Source organism: Bradyrhizobium sp. 141, assembly GCF_023074055.1.
GTDB lineage: Bacteria > Pseudomonadota > Alphaproteobacteria > Rhizobiales > Xanthobacteraceae > Bradyrhizobium.
Map to the genome: position 1 here is coordinate 29,972 of NZ_JADPKR010000058.1, position 15,970 is coordinate 45,941.

At 65.1% G+C, this 15,970-nt stretch carries 17 protein-coding genes and 1 pseudogene; 10 read left to right on the top strand and 8 right to left on the bottom strand.

Annotated elements, in window-relative coordinates; genetic code table 11:
* Positions 1-61: 61 nt before the first annotated feature.
* Positions 62-517 (top strand): GNAT family N-acetyltransferase, encoded by a 456-nt coding sequence (locus IVA81_RS16835; protein WP_247320008.1) that lies wholly within the window; start codon positions 62-64, stop codon positions 515-517.
* A 254-nt stretch (positions 518-771) separates the two neighbouring features.
* Positions 772-1,713 (top strand): aldo/keto reductase, encoded by a 942-nt coding sequence (locus IVA81_RS16840; protein WP_247320009.1) that lies wholly within the window; start codon positions 772-774, stop codon positions 1,711-1,713.
* 16 nt (positions 1,714-1,729) lie between these two features.
* On the opposite strand, the gene IVA81_RS16845 is transcribed toward IVA81_RS16840, so the two are convergent.
* The 4 genes and pseudogenes from IVA81_RS16845 to IVA81_RS16860 form a co-directional block, all read right to left on the bottom strand.
* The gene (locus tag IVA81_RS16845) at positions 1,730-2,053 is read right to left on the bottom strand and encodes an antibiotic biosynthesis monooxygenase (RefSeq protein ID WP_247320012.1); all 324 of its coding nucleotides are present in this window, start codon (positions 2,051-2,053) and stop codon (positions 1,730-1,732) included.
* A gap of 249 nt (positions 2,054-2,302) precedes the next feature.
* Positions 2,303-2,652: pseudogene (locus IVA81_RS16850) on the bottom strand (DUF559 domain-containing protein).
* A gap of 236 nt (positions 2,653-2,888) precedes the next feature.
* Positions 2,889-4,112 (bottom strand): DUF1501 domain-containing protein, encoded by a 1,224-nt coding sequence (locus tag IVA81_RS16855; protein WP_247320014.1) that lies wholly within the window; start codon positions 4,110-4,112, stop codon positions 2,889-2,891.
* Positions 4,109-5,659 carry a DUF1800 family protein gene (locus IVA81_RS16860; protein WP_247320015.1) on the bottom strand — a complete coding sequence of 517 codons (1,551 nt, stop codon included), beginning with the start codon at positions 5,657-5,659 and terminating at the stop codon, positions 4,109-4,111. Before IVA81_RS16860 ends, IVA81_RS16855 begins: the two co-directional genes overlap by 4 nt.
* Before the next feature lie 114 nt (positions 5,660-5,773).
* Between IVA81_RS16860 and IVA81_RS16865 the strand changes: the two genes are divergently transcribed.
* Complete coding sequence (locus tag IVA81_RS16865) at positions 5,774-5,980, top strand: cysteine-rich CWC family protein (RefSeq protein ID WP_247320017.1); 207 nt, start codon at positions 5,774-5,776, stop codon at positions 5,978-5,980.
* Between the two features lie 86 nt (positions 5,981-6,066).
* On the opposite strand, the gene IVA81_RS16870 is transcribed toward IVA81_RS16865, so the two are convergent.
* The 3 genes from IVA81_RS16870 to IVA81_RS16880 form a co-directional block, all read right to left on the bottom strand.
* Positions 6,067-6,765, bottom strand: a complete 699-nt coding sequence (locus IVA81_RS16870; RefSeq protein WP_247320018.1) for a glutathione S-transferase family protein — start codon at positions 6,763-6,765, stop codon at positions 6,067-6,069.
* Positions 6,766-6,929: 164 nt separating this feature from the next.
* A complete protein-coding gene (locus tag IVA81_RS16875) occupies positions 6,930-7,160 on the bottom strand; it encodes a hypothetical protein (protein ID WP_247320021.1) in 231 nt (76 codons plus the stop codon).
* Positions 7,157-7,936: a sulfite exporter TauE/SafE family protein gene (locus tag IVA81_RS16880; RefSeq protein WP_247320023.1), complete on the bottom strand. Its 780-nt coding sequence runs from the start codon at positions 7,934-7,936 to the stop codon at positions 7,157-7,159. Before IVA81_RS16880 ends, IVA81_RS16875 begins: the two co-directional genes overlap by 4 nt.
* A 164-nt stretch (positions 7,937-8,100) precedes the next feature.
* Between IVA81_RS16880 and IVA81_RS16885 the strand changes: the two genes are divergently transcribed.
* The 4 genes from IVA81_RS16885 (at position 8,101) to uvrB (ending at position 12,705) form a co-directional block, all read left to right on the top strand.
* A complete protein-coding gene (locus IVA81_RS16885) occupies positions 8,101-9,018 on the top strand; it encodes a LysR substrate-binding domain-containing protein (protein WP_247320171.1) in 918 nt (305 codons plus the stop codon).
* A 111-nt stretch (positions 9,019-9,129) separates the two neighbouring features.
* Positions 9,130-9,354 (top strand): hypothetical protein, encoded by a 225-nt coding sequence (locus IVA81_RS16890; RefSeq protein ID WP_135164864.1) that lies wholly within the window; start codon positions 9,130-9,132, stop codon positions 9,352-9,354.
* A gap of 54 nt (positions 9,355-9,408) precedes the next feature.
* Positions 9,409-9,639: a hypothetical protein gene (locus tag IVA81_RS16895; RefSeq protein ID WP_247320024.1), complete on the top strand. Its 231-nt coding sequence runs from the start codon at positions 9,409-9,411 to the stop codon at positions 9,637-9,639.
* A gap of 93 nt (positions 9,640-9,732) precedes the next feature.
* On the top strand, positions 9,733-12,705 hold the full coding sequence (uvrB, locus tag IVA81_RS16900; RefSeq protein WP_247320026.1) for an excinuclease ABC subunit UvrB: 2,973 nt from the start codon (positions 9,733-9,735) through the stop codon (positions 12,703-12,705).
* 88 nt (positions 12,706-12,793) lie between these two features.
* Here the strand turns inward: uvrB and IVA81_RS16905 are convergent, their stop codons facing one another.
* The gene (locus tag IVA81_RS16905; RefSeq protein WP_247320028.1) at positions 12,794-13,180 is read right to left on the bottom strand and encodes a hypothetical protein; all 387 of its coding nucleotides are present in this window, start codon (positions 13,178-13,180) and stop codon (positions 12,794-12,796) included.
* Between the two features lie 384 nt (positions 13,181-13,564).
* On the opposite strand from IVA81_RS16905, the gene IVA81_RS16910 reads away from it, so the two are divergent.
* The 3 genes from IVA81_RS16910 to IVA81_RS16920 all read left to right on the top strand — a co-directional run bounded on the left by IVA81_RS16910 (position 13,565) and on the right by IVA81_RS16920 (position 15,955).
* Positions 13,565-14,011 (top strand): nuclear transport factor 2 family protein, encoded by a 447-nt coding sequence (locus tag IVA81_RS16910; protein ID WP_247320030.1) that lies wholly within the window; start codon positions 13,565-13,567, stop codon positions 14,009-14,011.
* Positions 14,012-14,240: 229 nt separating this feature from the next.
* Entirely contained in the window at positions 14,241-14,681 is a 441-nt protein-coding gene (locus IVA81_RS16915; protein WP_247320032.1) for a nuclear transport factor 2 family protein, read from the top strand.
* A 353-nt stretch (positions 14,682-15,034) separates the two neighbouring features.
* The gene (locus tag IVA81_RS16920; protein ID WP_247320034.1) at positions 15,035-15,955 is read left to right on the top strand and encodes a hypothetical protein; all 921 of its coding nucleotides are present in this window, start codon (positions 15,035-15,037) and stop codon (positions 15,953-15,955) included.
* Positions 15,956-15,970 lie beyond the last annotated feature (15 nt).

The window sequence follows — 15,970 nt, forward strand, 5'->3', positions numbered from 1 at the left end:
ATGCGATCATCACGTATGAAGGACATCACTTCGTCGTGCCCCCGAGATCGCGGAAATTCCCATGTCGCTCACCATTCGCTCCGTCACCAGGCAGGATTACGATCAATGGCTGCCGCTGTGGGACGGCTACAACGCCTTCTACGGCCGCTCCGGCCCGACCGCGCTCGCTCCCGAGATCACGAAGGTGACGTGGCAGCGCTTCTTCGACGCCTATGAGCCGGTGCATGGGCTGGTGGCCGAGAGCGACGGCAAGCTGCTCGGCATGACGAACTATCTGTTTCATCGCAGCACCACCGCGATCGAGCCGTCCTGCTATTTGCAGGACCTGTTCACGCTTGAGGCCGCGCGCGGCAAGGGCGTCGCCTCGGCGCTGATTCACGGCGTGTATGAGCGGGCGAAACTGGCGGGATCGCCGCGCGTCTATTGGCAGACGCACGAGACCAATCTCACGGCGCAGAGCCTGTACGACAAGGTCGCTGAGCGGTCCGGCTTCATCGTCTATCGCAAGCTGTTCTGATCGCCGCGCGCACCCTGTGGATAACTCCTGCTGTCACCCGCGCGTAACATAGCGCGGCTAGGTTGCACCTGCGTCTGATCAGGCCCCCGTCACCGATCAAGCGCCCCAAAGCGGTCCCCGTCAGTCGCCGCGTCTGACAGGGGCCGCATTTTTTTGTCCGCCTTGTCAGCATGGCAGCAGCGCGGCGAGCGCCTTGCTGGGGCGGCGCACGGTGGTCAGAATGAGTGGCTGCTCATCTCTGAACGGGATATCCCATGGAAATTCGCAATCTCGGCGCCTCCGGCCTTCGCGTGTCTGCGGTCGGGCTCGGCTGCAACAATTTCGGCCAGCGCACGGATCTGGAGACCTCGCGCAAGGTGATCCATCGCGCGCTCGATCTCGGCATCACGCTGTTCGACACCGCCGACATCTATTCGAACATGGGCGGCTCGGAAAACGTGCTCGGCACTGTCCTGGGCGATCGCCGCAAGGACATCGTGCTGGCGACGAAATATTCCAAGCCGATGGCGGAGGACGGCACCAAGCAGGGCGCCTCGCGCCGCTACATCATGGAGGCGGTCGAGGCCAGCCTGAAGCGGCTGAAGACCGATTACATCGATCTCTACCAGCAGCATGATTATGACCCGCTGACGCCGATCGAGGAGAGCTTGCGCGCGCTCGACGACCTCGTCCGCCAAGGCAAGGTTCGCTACATCGGCAATTCGAACTTTCCGGCCTGGCGCGTCGCTGAAGCCGAGCATGTCGCGCGCGCGATGAATGTCAGCCGCTTCGTCTCCTGCCAGGACGAATACTCCCTCATCATGCGCGATATCGAGAAGGACCTGCTGCCGGCAGCAACGGAATACAGGCTCGGCCTGTTGCCGTTCTTCCCGCTCGCCAGCGGACTTCTGACCGGCAAGTACCGGAAGGGCGAGGCCGCGCCTGATGATACCCGCTTCGGCAAGGTGCCGCGGCTACGCGACCGCTACGTCACGCCGCGCAACGAAAACATCGTGGAGAAGCTCCAAGCCTTTGCCAAGACGCGGGGCCATTCGATGCTCGAGCTCGCCTTCTCCTGGCTCGCCGCGCGCCCGCAGGTGTCCAGCGTGATCGCCGGCGCCACGCGCATCGAGCAGATCGAGGAGAACGTCAAGGCGATCGCCTGGAAGCTCAGCGCGGAGGAAATGGCTGAGATCGACAAGATCACTCTGGGCTGACGTGCGAGGCGTGGCGCTACGTCGCGCCGCGTCCGACCGTCTGCATCACCTCAAAACCTTCGAACTGGGGATGGCCGAGATAGAGCGGCTTGTTGTCGCCGGCCTTGTTGTGCGCCGCGCGAAACGCTTCCGATTTGGTCCAGGCCTCGAACGCCGCGTGGTTCGCCCAGACCGTGTGCGAGGCGTACAGCGTGTGGTCCTCGAGCTCGGGGCCCCGCAGCAGATGAAATTCGACAAAGCCCGGCACCTTGTCGAGATGGGTGTCGCGGCTGAGCCAGACCTGCTCGAAGGCGGCCTCGGAGCCCTTGGCGACGCGGAAGCGATTCATGGCGATGTACATGGGTGTGGTTCTCCTGGAGGCGGGGCTCGTAAGGGACGCTCCGCCCTCTCACTCCCTCGCCCCGTTCTTACGGGGAGAGGGTGGGGTGAGGGGCTGCTTCCGCGAGTTCGATATCGATTGTAAACGAAGCGCGCGTCGCACGCACTGCTGTTGTGCGAGTCGGATGGACTACCTCTTGGGCAACAGTGTGCCCTGCCCCTCACCCGGATGGCTGCGCCATCCGACCTCTCCCCGCAAAGAGCGGAGAGGTTAAGGTACGTCTCGCGCCGCCGCGAGTTCGTTCTGTATCACGGTGAGAACACCTTCGATATTCCCCAGGACATCGTTGTTCCAGAAGCGAAGCACCTTGTAACCCTTTTCTCTCAGGCGCTCGTCTCGAACCGCATCTGCTGCGGACTTGTTGTGCTGCCCGCCGTCGGCTTCAACCACGAGCCGCTTCTCCCGGCACACGAAGTCGCAGATGTAGCCAATGATTGGCTCTTGACGAACTTGTGTCCGATCCTCCGATTGCGAATGCTCCAGAGAACCGCCTCCGCATCGGTTTGATCGACGCGCAATCGTCGTGCGAGTCGGATGGCTTTTTCGTTATCGCCACGCATTGCTCTGCCCCACCCGGGAGGGACGCTCCGCCCTCTCACTCCCTCGCCCCGTCCTTACGGGGAGAGGGTGGGGTGAGGGGCTGCCTCCGCGGGTACGATTTGGATTGTAGGTGGAATGCTCCGGATCGCAATGGCCTGCGAGTCGGATGGACATTTGATCGTGGCCGCAGCGTGCCCTGCCCCTCACCCGGATGGCTGCGCCATCCGACCTCTCCCCGCAAAGGGCGGGGAAGAGGTTAGGCAACAAGTCCCTTCATCGGCCTTGCACTCGCGCTGTCCGGAAACACCGTCTCCGCCAGCACGCGATCGGACAGGCCGAATTGGTCCTGCAGCACGCCCTTGATCACGGAGCGCAGATCGGTCGTGGGCTTGAGGTCGCGGCCTTCATGGAGGTTGGCGAGCTTGAGACCCGGCCAGTCGGAGATGACGCGGCCGCCTTTCACGGCGCCGCCAGCGAGCAGCGCGATCGTGCCGGTGCCGTGATCGGTGCCGTCGGTGCCGTTGATGCGCGCGGTGCGGCCGAATTCGGTGGCGACGACCACGACGGTGTCACGCCAGCGATCGCCCAAGCCGCTTTCGAATTCGGCGAGTGCGCCGTCGAGCCCGCCGAGCAGGAAAGCGAGACGACCGACCGGGCCGCCCTCATTGGCATGCGTGTCCCAGCCGTCGAAAGCGAGTGCGGCAATGCGCGGGCCATCGTCCGCCGCCATCAGCTTGGCTGTGCCACGCGCAACCTGCCGCATCTGCGCCACCGCATTGCCGGGCTTGCGCTTCATGTCGTCGCCGCTCGCGGCCTTGTCGAGCTGGAGGCCTTGCGACAGCGCCATGGCCAATGCGGGATCGCGGTGACGGTAGAGATCGACGAGGCGCATCGCGGTGTCGTCGTCGGCCTGGGGCAGCGCGACCGGCGCCCAGCCGACGGTCGGCGCATTGCCGCGCAACACCAGTGGCGTGGTGGGCCCGACCGCAAGACCGCTCGATACGCGCTCGCCGCGCGGCAGCGCTTCCAGCGCGCGGTTCAGCCAGCCGGACTGCACGCGGCCCGGGCCGGCATAGCCGCTTTCGAGCACGTCCTGGCCGTCGAAATGCGAGCGGTCGCGATAGGGCGTCGCCACCGCGTGGATCACCGCGGCATGCTTGTCGCGATACATGCGCGAAAATTCCGGCATGGCCGGATGCAGCGCGAAAAAGGAATCGAGCATCATCGCGGGATGGGCACCATCCGCAGCGAGCGCGATCGAGCCGTGCAGGCCGGCATAGTCGGGGTCGCCGAGCGGGGCGACGGTCGAAAGCCCGTCGAGCGCGCCGCGCAGGATCACCACGATCAGCCGGGGATCGCGCCCATCGGCTGCGCGTGCGAATTTCGGCAGGTAAGCCCAGGCCGCGAACGAGGCGCCGCCGAGCAGCAGGCCGCGCCGCGAGGTGAGGAGCCGGTTCTCGACGCAATCGATCATCGTCATCTCCGCTGCATTTCCGGCGACATCAACAGCAGCGCCAGCGCCTGCTGCCGCGACTCCGCGCGCTCGACGGTCCGGCGTGTCTCGATGGAGGCCGCATCGGCCGCCACGAATTCCAAGAGGTCGATCGGATCGATGTTGTTGCCGAGCCGCGCGGCAATTTGCGCCGCGATGTCGAGCCTGAGCTTCATGCCTTCGGGCGCGGCCCAAGCTGCATTGGTGTCGGGAAAGCCGTTGGGCCCGGCCGGCGACCACAGCGGTTGCCCAAGCAGATTGAGGCCGTTGAGATAGCGGCTCGGATCCTCCGGCACGCGCGCGAGCAGCCGTCCGCTCGCAACGAGGAAATCGTAAGGACTGCGCATCTTGGTCAGCGGCGCTTGCCACGCTTCATCGGAATCGACCAGCGCCACGGCAAGCGCCTTGAGGTCGCCGTCGGTCCTGACGAAGACATCGCGCAGGCGTGCGACGAGCGCCGGCGGCGGATCGTCGGCGACGAAGTGGCGGACGAATTTGGTGGCGATGAAGTTCGCGGTCGAGGGATGCCGCGCGATGTCGGCGAGCGCGGCCTCACCCTGCGCGAGCCCCGTCGGCTCATAGGTCTTGCCGAGCAGCATATGCGGACCGGGCTGGTGCGCATTGGTGTTGAACACGAAGGAGCCGGGGGGGCCGAGCTGCCCTTGCCGGCCGGCAAAGGTCCAGCCGGTGATGATGCGCGCGAGCGAGGTGACGTCCTCCTGCGTGTAGCCGCCGCCGACGCCAAGCGTATGCAGCTCCATGATCTCGCGCGCGAGATTTTCGTTCAGCCCGCGCTTGCGGTTCTGGCCTGCGCGCGAATCCGGGCCGAGCGATTGCTGGTTGTCGAGGAAGAACAGCATCGCCGGATGTTGCTCCACCGCCTTCAGCATGTCGGGAAAGCGCCCGAGCACGTGCGGCCTGATGGCCTCGCGCTCGAACGCGCCGGCCCAGATCCGCGCCAGCTCGCCCTTGCTCGCGGAGATGCAGAAATGGTTGGACCAGAACACGACGAGACGCTCGGTGAAACCGCACTCGGCGAGAGTCGCGCGCTGCAACCGCGCCAGCGCCTCCGCGCGAAAAGTTTTCTGGATGACGTTGAGCGGCTGCGGGGCCGGCTTTGCGGCCGGCGGCGCGACGGCGTTGGGCTGCATCGCCTCTGGCCTCACCGCATTATCCGCAGGCTTTGCCTCCGTCATCTGGCCGGCGATCTCGGCCGCTGCCGCGTTCAGCGAGAGATTGCGGCGGAGGGCGGGCTTCTGTTCGGTCGGCGCCGACGTCTCGGCGGGCGCGGCGGTCTTCGCCGCTTCCCGCGCCTGCTTGACCTGATCCTGATAGGCGAACACGGCCTGCCCGAGTTGCTGCGTCGATTGCAGACCGGGCGCCTCCAGCAGCACGCCGCTTGCGCGCGCGAGCTCCGCCTTCACGAAACCGCGCGGATCGGAGCTTGCGTTGACGAGATCGCCCGACGCGCCGCCGCGGGCGCCGAAGCCAAAACGGTTGAGCGCGACGAGAGCGGCTTGCGAATCGCGGGCCATCGATTTGTCCTTCGCGTGGCGGGAGCCGCTTTCCGAGTCCGCGCGCGAGGCCTAATATACCGCAATGACCGATGAACCCGACATGAAAATCACGGCGAAGCTTCGACGTAAATCATGACAAATCCGCAAGAATCTTTGGCCCAGGAACCACGCCGCCTCGCCTGCTCGCGCTGCGGCACCGAGTTCGCCTGCGACCTCTCGGGCACCTGCTGGTGCGCGGAGGAAACAGCAAAGCTGCCGATGCCGGTCAAGGGCGAGGATTGCCTGTGCCGCGAGTGTTTGCGCAAGGCAGCGGCGGAAGCGGAGGCGGCAGCATCGTAGGGTGGGCAAAGCGAAGCGTGCCCACCATTTGCAAATGCGTGGGCACGGCGCTTCGCGCCTTTGCCCACCCTACAAAACTACGAAGTCTACACCGGATGTCCGGGCGACTGCCGCGCCATACCATCGAACGCGTCGAGCAGTTTTTCGCGCCAGGCATAGAGCGGATCGTCCGCTTCCAGCAGCTTGAACGGGCTCACCACGCGCGCCCACTGGAAACCGCCAAACACGATGTAGTCGGCGTAGTTCGGCACGCTGCCGCCGAGATAGGGCTGCTTCTTCAGGGTCTGCCGCATCATCTCGAGCGACTTGCGGAAGGCGACCACGCCGGTGTCGCGGCTCGCCATGACCTCTTCCAGGCTCTTGCCGCCGAAGCGCGCCTCGCGCGACTTGCGGAAATAGGCAGCGTCGGTCTCGGCCAGATTTTTCGGGATGTCGGCAACGATCAGCGGAAAGATGCCGCCGACGATGGCGAGGTCGCCGAAGGCGTTGATCATGCGCGCCATGGCGCGGCCGCCCTCGCCTCCGAACAGCGACGGACGGTCCGGGAAATTGTCCTCGAGATAATTCGCGATCGTCCAGGAATCGACCACCGCCTTGTCGTCATGCAGCAGCACCGGAACCTTCTCCGAACCGTGCGGCGCGATCGCGTTTTTCTTGGTGAAGCGCCAGGGCAGCGATTGCGCCGACAGGCCCTTGTGCGCCAGCGCCATCCGCGTGCGCCAGCAATAGGGGCTGAACGGGCGCGCGGCGTCGGTGCCAACGAGTTCGAAGAGCTTGAGTGACATGCAAGGCGCCTCCATCCGCTCCGTCATTGCGAGGAGCCCGTGACAAAATTGCAAAGCAATTTTGCACAGGTGCGACGAAGCAATCCAGACCGCTTCCGCGGAGACATCCTGGATTGCTTCGCTGGCGCTCGCAATGGCGATGTGGAGACGGAGGCGCTCTACGTCTACCGCCCGTTCATCCGCAGCAACCTCTCCCCGTTCTCCGTCACCGCGATGACCAGCCCGAGCCCGGCAATCGTCTCGCGCGCGACGTAGCCGCGGTCGGCGGCGTCTTCCCAGATGGTGAGGCGCGGGCACGAGGTCTTCCAGGTCGAAATCACCTCGGCATAGGCGCGTGGCTCGCGCGCGACCCATTCGACGAAGTCCAGCACCAGCGGATCGGCTGTCTCGCTCATTGCAAACCTCCCTTGTCGAAGGCGGCCAGCACCGGCGCACGAAGCATCAGCCAGCCGCCATAGGCGATGTAGTAGCAAGCGATGGTGGTGATCAGCTTGTTCGACCAGGCGATGAATTGCTGGTCGGTCATGGCTTCGAGGATGCGCCGCGCCAGCGTGGTGCCGAGCATCGAGGCTGCAATCGCAACGCCGGCAAGCACGGGATCGAGGCTCGCCGCCTGATCGATAATGCCGCCGAAATACACCAACTTGGTGAAATGGCTGACGAGCTGGCACATCGCCTTGGTCGCCACCTTCTCGCGCCGGCCGAAATCGCCGCCGAGGAAGAAGGTATCGAGCAGCGGACCGGAGACGCCGGTCATCAGCATCAAGCCCATGCAGATCGTGCCGTAAACCGTGCCCTGCCAGAGCCTATCAGGGTCCGGCTTGATGTTCGCGGGCAGCAGCCGCGCCATGAACGGCGTGATGCCCAGCAAGAGCAGCGCCATCGGCTTGTCCGGCACGTAGCGGGTGAGCGACCAGGCCGCGAGCGCGACGGCGGCGCCGACCATATAGTTCGCCACCGGCCGCCAGCGGATATGCGCCCGCCACAGAAATGCGCGCCAGCCGTTCGAGGCCATCTGCGTGATCGCATGCAGCACCATCGCGGTCGGCAGCGGCATCAGGGCCAAGAGCACGCCGATCAGGATCAGCCCGCCCGCCATGCCGAACAGCCCCGACAGGAACGCCGTGGCGACCATCAGCAATCCGAGGGCAGCGATCATAATGGGGGTCACGAAGGGGTCTCCGCAAAAGTGAGGGACTGCAACCTGTTCGTCTCCTTTGCCCCGCTTGCGGGGAGAGGCGAAGGAAAACGTGCCCCGCTTGCCCAATTCGCGCAAACTGAGTTATCTTGGCCTGGCATCAGCTTTCCTGAGGGTCTTGCATAAGGGTCTTGCATTTGCGGCGGCTGCTGTTTCTCAACGGCATCAAGGCATTCGAGGCGGCGGCGCGGACCGGTAGCTTTGCTGCGGCCGGGCTCGAGCTCAGCGTGTCGGCGGCCGCCGTCAGCCGCATGGTCCATCTCTTGGAAGAGCGGCTCGGCGTCGCGCTGTTCGAGCGCAAGGCCAATCGCCTGGTGCTGACGCAGGCCGGCCGCGCCTATCAGAGCGGGCTGACGCCGATCTTCGACGCGCTGGCCAGCCTCACCGCGCAGGTGACGGCGCCGGCGAGCGTCCGCGTACTCACTATCGGCGTCGGCCACACCTTTGCGATGCGCTGGCTGATCCCGCGCCTGTCGGAGTTCCGCAACGAGGAGCCCGACATCGAGGTGCGCTTCACCACTGGCGGCGCGTCGGTGCCGTTCGGCGAGGACTGGAGCTGCGGCATCAAGCTCGGCACCGGCGATTGGCCCGGCCTCGTCGCCGAGCCGCTGTTCGCCGGCGACCTCACGCCGGTCTGCGTGCCCCGCCTCGCGAGCGGCCTGAAGCGCCCGGCCGACTTGAAGGGACCGAGCCTGATCCGCGTCGCGCACTCACCCGAGGACTGGCCGATCTGGCTGAAGACCGCGGGCCTCGCGCGGATCAACGCGCGCGGGCCGGAGTTCCAGTTCTACGGCCAGGCGCTGCAGGCCGCTGCCGACGGGCTCGGCATCGCCATGGGCATCCGGCCCTATATCGACGACGATCTCGCCGCTGGCCGGCTGGTCGCGCCATTTGACCTCTCGGTGCCCAAGGGCATGCGCTGGTACCTGCTCTATCGCAGCTTCCAGACCGAGCAGCGCGACTTTGCCGCGTTCCGGCGCTGGATCATGCGCGCGGCGGCGGAACCCGCGGCCCGGCCGGTGAAGCGGATCGGCCGAACCGCCGCTCGGAACTGACGCCCGAAGCAAAAAAGCCGTCCGCTTGTGAACGGCTTCACATCCCAAATTACGCAATCGTGGTCCCCTGACCCTCCAACAAGACACGTACGGAACACTTTGGGGACTACCATGACGACCATCTACGACGGCTTTGACATCGAATCCTTCGAGGCTGGCAAAGGCCTCTGGCACGCCCGCATCCGCCGCGCCGATCTCAGCCCCCTCGCCATCGATGGCGTCCTGTTTCCGGCCATGGAAGTCGGTTTCGCCTGGCCCGATCAGAACGCCGCGATCGCCGACGCCAAGCACCACATCGACCGCTTCCGCCGGCGGACCGACAGCGACGACGAATAAGCGAGACGGCAAGCGAACCAGGGACAGCGCGGCGTAAAAGGGGGGCAACCGGTCATGTCAGTCGTCGAAATCGAAGACACCTCGCGACCGAGGATCTACACCCGCGCCGTGCTGTCCAACTGCCCGGAATGCGACGGTGATCTCTCGGTGCTCCGCGTGATCGGCGGGCGCGCCGGATGCGAGTACTGGACCATGCGCTGCACGGATTGCGGCGGCATCCACCTTGACATCCTGAAGCCGTATCAGGCCGGCGAGGACGATGAGGGGCCGATGCCGGCGGCGTAAGCCCCGAGGCTACTGCCAACCTGCTGTCAGCAGCCTGCATGGCAACGGGCATTCGCCCTTTTCTGTAGGGCGGACTCGTCCCATATTCGCCTCATGGCGAAGAAACCTGCATCCTCCGAAAAATCCGGCAAATCCCCGAAGACCAAGGCTCCGAACTCGAAGGCGCATCGCCCCGATGTGCAGCCGATTGGGCCCGCGCTGGCCGAGTTGCTCAATCCCGCGATCAATCGTGGCGATGCGGGGCTGGGATCCGGCACCGGCCTGCAGCCGCCGCCGGACAATTCGCGCGACCGCCGCTCGGGCGGCGAGGCCGCGGCGCATCGCGCGCGGGCCTCGACGCCGAAGGAGTTTCCGCAGGATGTGACGCGGCCGATGCCGCTGAGACCCAATCCGCAGCCGGTGGGAGCGCGCCAGTCCACCGAGGTCGATGGGCTGGAAGAAGCCCCGCAGGCCAATTACGGAACCGCCGCCACCATCCCGACGCTCGATCCGGAACTGGCGCGGCAGCTCGGATTGCCCACCGAGGAGGACGATGCCGAGGCGCTGGCGCGTCCGCCGCGCAGCAAGATGGAGGCGCTCGGCGTCAAGGCGACCGCCGATGCGCTGGAGTCGCTGATTCGCGAGGGCCGTCCGGAATTCCGCAAGGACGACGGCTCCACGAAAGTGTGGACGCCGCACCGGCCGCCGCGCCCGGAAAAGTCCGAAGGCGGCGTGCGCTTCGAGCTCAAGTCCCACTATGAGCCGCGTGGCGACCAGCCGACCGCGATCGCCGAGCTGGTCGAAGGCGTCCAGCGCAACGACCGCACCCAGGTGCTGCTCGGCGTCACCGGCTCCGGCAAGACCTACACCATGGCGCAGGTGATCGAGAAGACGCAGCGCCCCGCCATCATCCTGGCGCCGAACAAGACGCTCGCCGCCCAGCTCTATGGCGAGTTCAAGAACTTCTTCCCTGATAACGCGGTCGAATATTTCGTTTCCTATTACGACTACTACCAGCCGGAAGCCTACGTCCCGCGCACCGACACCTATATCGAGAAGGACTCGTCCATCAACGAGCAGATCGACCGCATGCGCCATTCGGCGACGCGCGCGCTGCTCGAACGCGACGACGTCATCATCGTCGCCTCGGTGTCCTGCATCTACGGTATCGGCTCGGTCGAGACCTACACCGCGATGACGTTCGCGCTGAAGAAGGGCGAGCGCATCGACCAGCGCCAGCTCATCGCCGACCTCGTGGCGCTGCAATACAAGCGGACGCAGGCCGATTTTACCCGCGGTACCTTCCGGGTCAGAGGCGACGTCATCGACATCTTTCCGGCGCACTATGAGGACCGGGCCTGGCGCGTGAACCTGTTCGGCGACACCGTGGAGAACATCGAGGAATTCGATCCGCTCACGGGCCACAAGCAGGACGAGCTCGAATTCATCAAGATCTACGCCAACTCGCACTATGTGACGCCGCGCCCGACGCTGGTGCAGGCGATCAAGTCGATCAAATCGGAGCTGAAGCAGCGGCTCGACCAGCTCCACGACCAGGGCCGCCTGCTCGAGGCGCAACGGCTGGAGCAGCGCACCACCTTCGACCTCGAGATGATGGAGGCGACCGGTAGCTGCGCCGGCATCGAGAACTACTCGCGCTATCTCACCGGACGCCTGCCCGGCGAGCCGCCGCCGACGCTGTTCGAATACGTTCCCGACAACGCGCTGGTGTTCGCCGACGAAAGTCACGTCACCGTGCCGCAGATCGGCGGCATGTTCCGCGGCGACTTCCGCCGCAAGGCGACACTCGCGGAATATGGTTTCCGTCTGCCCTCCTGCATGGACAACCGCCCGCTCCGCTTCGAGGAGTGGGACATGATGCGGCCGCAGACCGTCGCGGTGTCGGCGACGCCGAGCGGCTGGGAGCTGAACGAGAGCGGCGGCGTGTTCGTCGAGCAGGTCATTCGCCCCACCGGGCTGATCGATCCGCCCGTCGATATCCGCCCCGCCCGCACCCAGGTCGACGATCTCGTCGGCGAGGTGCGTGCCACTGCGCAGGCGGGCTATCGCTCGCTGATCACGGTGCTGACCAAGCGCATGGCGGAGGACCTGACCGAATATCTGCACGAGCAGGGCATCCGCGTCCGCTACATGCACTCCGACATCGACACCATCGAGCGTATCGAGATCATCCGCGATTTGCGCCTCGGCGCCTTCGACGCGCTGGTCGGCATCAACCTCTTGCGCGAGGGCCTCGACATTCCCGAATGCGCGCTGGTTGCGATTCTCGACGCCGACAAGGAAGGCTTTTTGCGCAGCGAAACATCCTTGATCCAGACCATCGGCCGCGCCGCGCGCAACGTCGACGGCAAGGTGATCCTCTATGCCGATCAGATGACGGGCTCGATGGAGCGCGCCATCGCCGAGACCAACCGCCGCCGCGAGAAGCAGGTCGAGTACAACACCGCCAACGGCATCACGCCGGAGAGCGTGAAGAAGCAGATCGGCGACATCCTCAACTCCGTCTACGAGCGCGACCACGTACTGGTCGAGGTCGGCGGCCATGACATGACCGACGACGTCATCTCGATCGGCCACAATTTCGAAGCTGTGCTTGGTGATCTCGAAACAAGGATGCGCGAGGCCGCAGCCGATCTGAACTTCGAGGAAGCCGCGCGCCTGCGCGACGAAGTCAAGCGCCTGCGCGCCACCGAGCTCGCCGTGGTCGACGACCCCACCGCCAAACAGCGGGCCGTCGCTGGCAAGGCCGGCGCCTATGCCGGTACGAAGAAGTACGGCGACGCCGCGAATTTGCCCGTCAGCGCCATGAAGAAGAAAACCGTGGGCTCCGCGCTGAAAGCGAGCGGCGGCGGCGGCTCGAAGGTGCACAAGCCGCATCTCGACGAAATGCACGGCCCGGAATCGCTGCCCTATCGCGAGAAGCAGACGCTGCCGGCGAAGCCGTTCGGCGGAAGCAGCCGGATCATCCAGCCGACGGATTCGAGGCAGTCAGGGCCGGAGTTCGGGCCCGCGCCGAAGTCGACGGGTGGGCAGCCGGGACGAAGGGGCGGGTGGAAGAAGAGGTAGGCATTGAGTCGGCAACGCCGTTCATGGCTATGGATCCCGGGCTCGTCGCTCTGCGGCGCCCCGGAATGACGGCGGAGAGACGTCCCCCTCACCCCACGCTCGCCGTCACCACCGCCATCACCGACAGCAGCAGCACGATGGTCACGAGTTGGAGCGAGGCGACCGGTTGGGTGCGCCAGGCCGTGATCTTGTCGGACAGCGACAGATGCGCCTCGAAGAACTTCGGCTCATAGACGGTCTTGAAGAAGGCGGGGAAGCTCGGCCCCAGGGTCACGGCGAGCAGCGCGTGGGTGAACGAGGCGATGGCGACGAAGATGGCGACGCCGGGGTCGCCCGAGAGGTCGTGGTTTCCGGCGAGCTTGAGCAGGAAGGCGGCAGCGGCGAAGGTCGGGAAGCTCTGCAAGATCGCGGTCAGCGCGAGGCCTTCGAGCGCATTGTGCAGGCGGGACTTTCTGGCGGTGGCGATGGCGGCCATGGCACGTCTCCCTGATGACATGGGGATGACGATAGCTGCGCCGGCACAGGGGTGATGTGAGATGGGTCACGCCGCTCTGGCGGCGCTCTTCACCTCGCCCCACTTGCGGGGAGAGGGAGCAGACTGGGCCCTCAACGAGCGCGGATGGGTCCGGGTTCCCTTGCCTAGCACCCTGGCCAGGCGCGCCTGCCGATAGGCATGCGGCGTCATCGCAAGATGCAAAAGCCTGTGTGCAACAGGTACGCAACCCGCAATTGCACCCCATGAACGCGGCATGGCGCTGGCGCGTCATAACCGGCAAGCACCCTGTGTTTTTGCGGATTGATGCACCCGCGAAGCCCGCGGTAGCGTTCGCAATCCACGGCCGAAGAGGGCGGGAGCAGCATGACGGTTGAACCGCTGAACAGGCAACGCGTTCTGCATCTGCTGGACGCCTTCGCGCGCGGCGATCTCGAGGCCGCGCTGGCGTGCTGCACCGACGACGTCGACTTCCTCACCCACGCGCCGATCGATGTGCTGCCGCACATGGTGCCGCGCCACGGCAAGGCCGAGCTGCGTGAGCTCTGGGAGACGATCTGGTCGCGCTATTCGGAGATCCGCTACAAGGCGCCGCACATTCTGGCCGAGGGCGAGGAGGTCGCGACCTACATGCAGGCCTATTTCACGAAGCGTAGCAACGACCGCGTCGTGCAGTTCGACATGGCGGTGTTCTACACCTTCCGCGGCGGACTGGTGGCGCAGATCCGTGAGATCATCGACTCCTACGATTTGGTGCAGCAGGTGCTGGAGCGTGAGATCGGGCCGTTGATCATGGGCGCGCGGGTGGATTGAACCCTTCTTTCTGGCGAACCTGCCTGGGACCGGCCGCGGAACCGGAAAATTACGGGCCTCTATTGTAAATCTCACATTCCGCCATCAATTGTGCATTGCGAAAACGTGAATTGCGTTTTGGCCGAAACCCCGTATTTTGTTCGTATACAAACGAGTTGAGCCCCGGCACCTGCTGTGCATGGGGTTGTTTTCCGTTTTTCTTTGCAAGCCAGCTTCAGGACTGCCCAAAATGACAGAGCACAGCCTCTGGCGTTTCTCGCGCGCGTTGCACCGCGCGATCAACGACCGGCATTTCGCTGATATCGAAGCCCTGATCGACGAGGACGTCGAATGGGCGCTCTACGGCCCGATCGACATGTTTCCGTTCCTCGGCGCGCGCCAGGGCAAGGACGCCGTGATCGACGTCATCCGCCAGCTCGCCGACAATTTCCAGGTCCGCCGCTTCGACCGCGAGAGCATCATGCTCGGCGTCGATTCCGCCGCCTCGATGGTGCGCTATTCGTTGACGGCCCTGGATTCCAACAAGCCGATCAGCTTGCGGGTCGCGCAGTTCGCCCAGTTCAGGGCGGGCAAGCTCGTCAGCATGCGCGTCCTGATCGACACGTTCGATCTGGTCGAACAGGCACTCGGCCGCGCCATTCATCTGCCGAAGATGACCAGCGTCGGGTAACGCTTGATCCGGAAAAGTGCGAAGCGGTTTTCCGAAAAGATCATGCGCAAACAACAACCTGAAGCGCGATAATGATCATCGCGCTTTAGGGGGGACGCCAACGGGCCCCATCGTTCGGGACCGATGACAATGCTGACCGCGACGTCCTGGCCTCCAGCCCCGCCGGATGCCGTGCGTCACATGCTCGTCATCGGGCGCGCGCCTTTCGCGCGGCCCGTTGGTTTCGGGCCTTGAAGGCCCCGCCATAATTTCGCAACGATGCATCAGCATTTTCAGCGCGGAATGACGCATGATCTTTGCTGACGGCCGATATATATTATCGGAAAGCATGCGCTGGGCTTGCGGGCAGGACGATGGAATTCTCGACAGGGTTTGGCTGGACCAGGCTGCCGGTGTTGGCGGCCGCATTCATTTTGGGCTCGGTGCTGACGGTCTCGGCGCAGATCATTCCGCCCTTCTCCCCCACAGCGGCCGCCCCGGACGACGAGACGGAGACCGAGGCCGCAGAGACCCTCGACGTCAACGACCCCGACGTGCTCAAAGGCATCGACGTCGACAAGCTCGACTGGAGTCAGCTCGCGGTCGACGCCGGCACCGGCATTGACCCCATGGCCGCCAAGAAGCGCGCCCAGTCCGCCGCCAAGAACGGCCTGGACTGGTCGTCGAACGCCAATGCGAACGGCTCCTCGGCGGTGACCGTGAAGCAGTCCGTGTTCTCGTTCTGGGATACAAGGGTCGGCGCCGACATGACGGTGACGAGCGAGCCGCGAACGATGTCCGAGTTGCTGGCGCAGAAGGCCACCAATGGCGGCAACCTGCCGCAATCCTCCGGCAGCGCCTGGGCGACGGCGACCGCGCCCGGCGCGGGCTCGATCTGGGACAAGACCGCGGTGGAAGCCCGCGTCGATCCCGGCGCGGAGCACAGCAAGATCGGGGCGTCGCTGATCAAATCGGTGCCGCTGTCGGGCGACACCTCGCTGACGCTGCAGAACGGCTACAGCGTCAACCAGCAGGGCACCACCGCTGTCCCCGGCGTCGGCGGCCACATCACGCGCAATTACGAGACCGACCAGTCCGCCAAGGTTACCCTCAGCGACACCGGCACCAGCATCACCGCCGGCCAGACGTTGTCGACCACCGACGACAAATGGCTGCGCAAGGTCGGCGCCGAGCAAAAGCTGTTCGACAACGTCACTGTCTCCGGTTCCGTCGGCGAAACCTCGCAAGGCGCAATCAACAAGAGCCTGACGGCGGGCTTCAAGAAGAGCTGGTAGCAGTCCAGCGCTCTC

Bases quoted from the DNA above. Each gene is read 5' to 3' on its own strand.
- IVA81_RS16890 (WP_135164864.1), top strand. From the start codon at position 9,130: ATGACGACCATCTACGACGGCTTTGACATCGAATCCTTCGAGGCTGGC.
- uvrB (WP_247320026.1), top strand. From the start codon at position 9,733: ATGGCGAAGAAACCTGCATCCTCCGAAAAATCCGGCAAATCCCCGAAG.
- IVA81_RS16905 (WP_247320028.1), bottom strand. From the start codon at position 13,180: ATGGCCGCCATCGCCACCGCCAGAAAGTCCCGCCTGCACAATGCGCTC.
- IVA81_RS16840 (WP_247320009.1), top strand. From the start codon at position 772: ATGGAAATTCGCAATCTCGGCGCCTCCGGCCTTCGCGTGTCTGCGGTC.
- IVA81_RS16915 (WP_247320032.1), top strand. From the start codon at position 14,241: ATGACAGAGCACAGCCTCTGGCGTTTCTCGCGCGCGTTGCACCGCGCG.
- IVA81_RS16860 (WP_247320015.1), bottom strand. From the start codon at position 5,659: ATGGCCCGCGATTCGCAAGCCGCTCTCGTCGCGCTCAACCGTTTTGGC.
- IVA81_RS16845 (WP_247320012.1), bottom strand. From the start codon at position 2,053: ATGTACATCGCCATGAATCGCTTCCGCGTCGCCAAGGGCTCCGAGGCC.
- IVA81_RS16920 (WP_247320034.1), top strand. From the start codon at position 15,035: ATGGAATTCTCGACAGGGTTTGGCTGGACCAGGCTGCCGGTGTTGGCG.
- IVA81_RS16870 (WP_247320018.1), bottom strand. From the start codon at position 6,765: ATGTCACTCAAGCTCTTCGAACTCGTTGGCACCGACGCCGCGCGCCCG.
- IVA81_RS16910 (WP_247320030.1), top strand. From the start codon at position 13,565: ATGACGGTTGAACCGCTGAACAGGCAACGCGTTCTGCATCTGCTGGAC.
- IVA81_RS16875 (WP_247320021.1), bottom strand. From the start codon at position 7,160: ATGAGCGAGACAGCCGATCCGCTGGTGCTGGACTTCGTCGAATGGGTC.
- IVA81_RS16865 (WP_247320017.1), top strand. From the start codon at position 5,774: ATGACAAATCCGCAAGAATCTTTGGCCCAGGAACCACGCCGCCTCGCC.
- IVA81_RS16835 (WP_247320008.1), top strand. From the start codon at position 62: ATGTCGCTCACCATTCGCTCCGTCACCAGGCAGGATTACGATCAATGG.
- IVA81_RS16855 (WP_247320014.1), bottom strand. From the start codon at position 4,112: ATGACGATGATCGATTGCGTCGAGAACCGGCTCCTCACCTCGCGGCGC.
- IVA81_RS16895 (WP_247320024.1), top strand. From the start codon at position 9,409: ATGTCAGTCGTCGAAATCGAAGACACCTCGCGACCGAGGATCTACACC.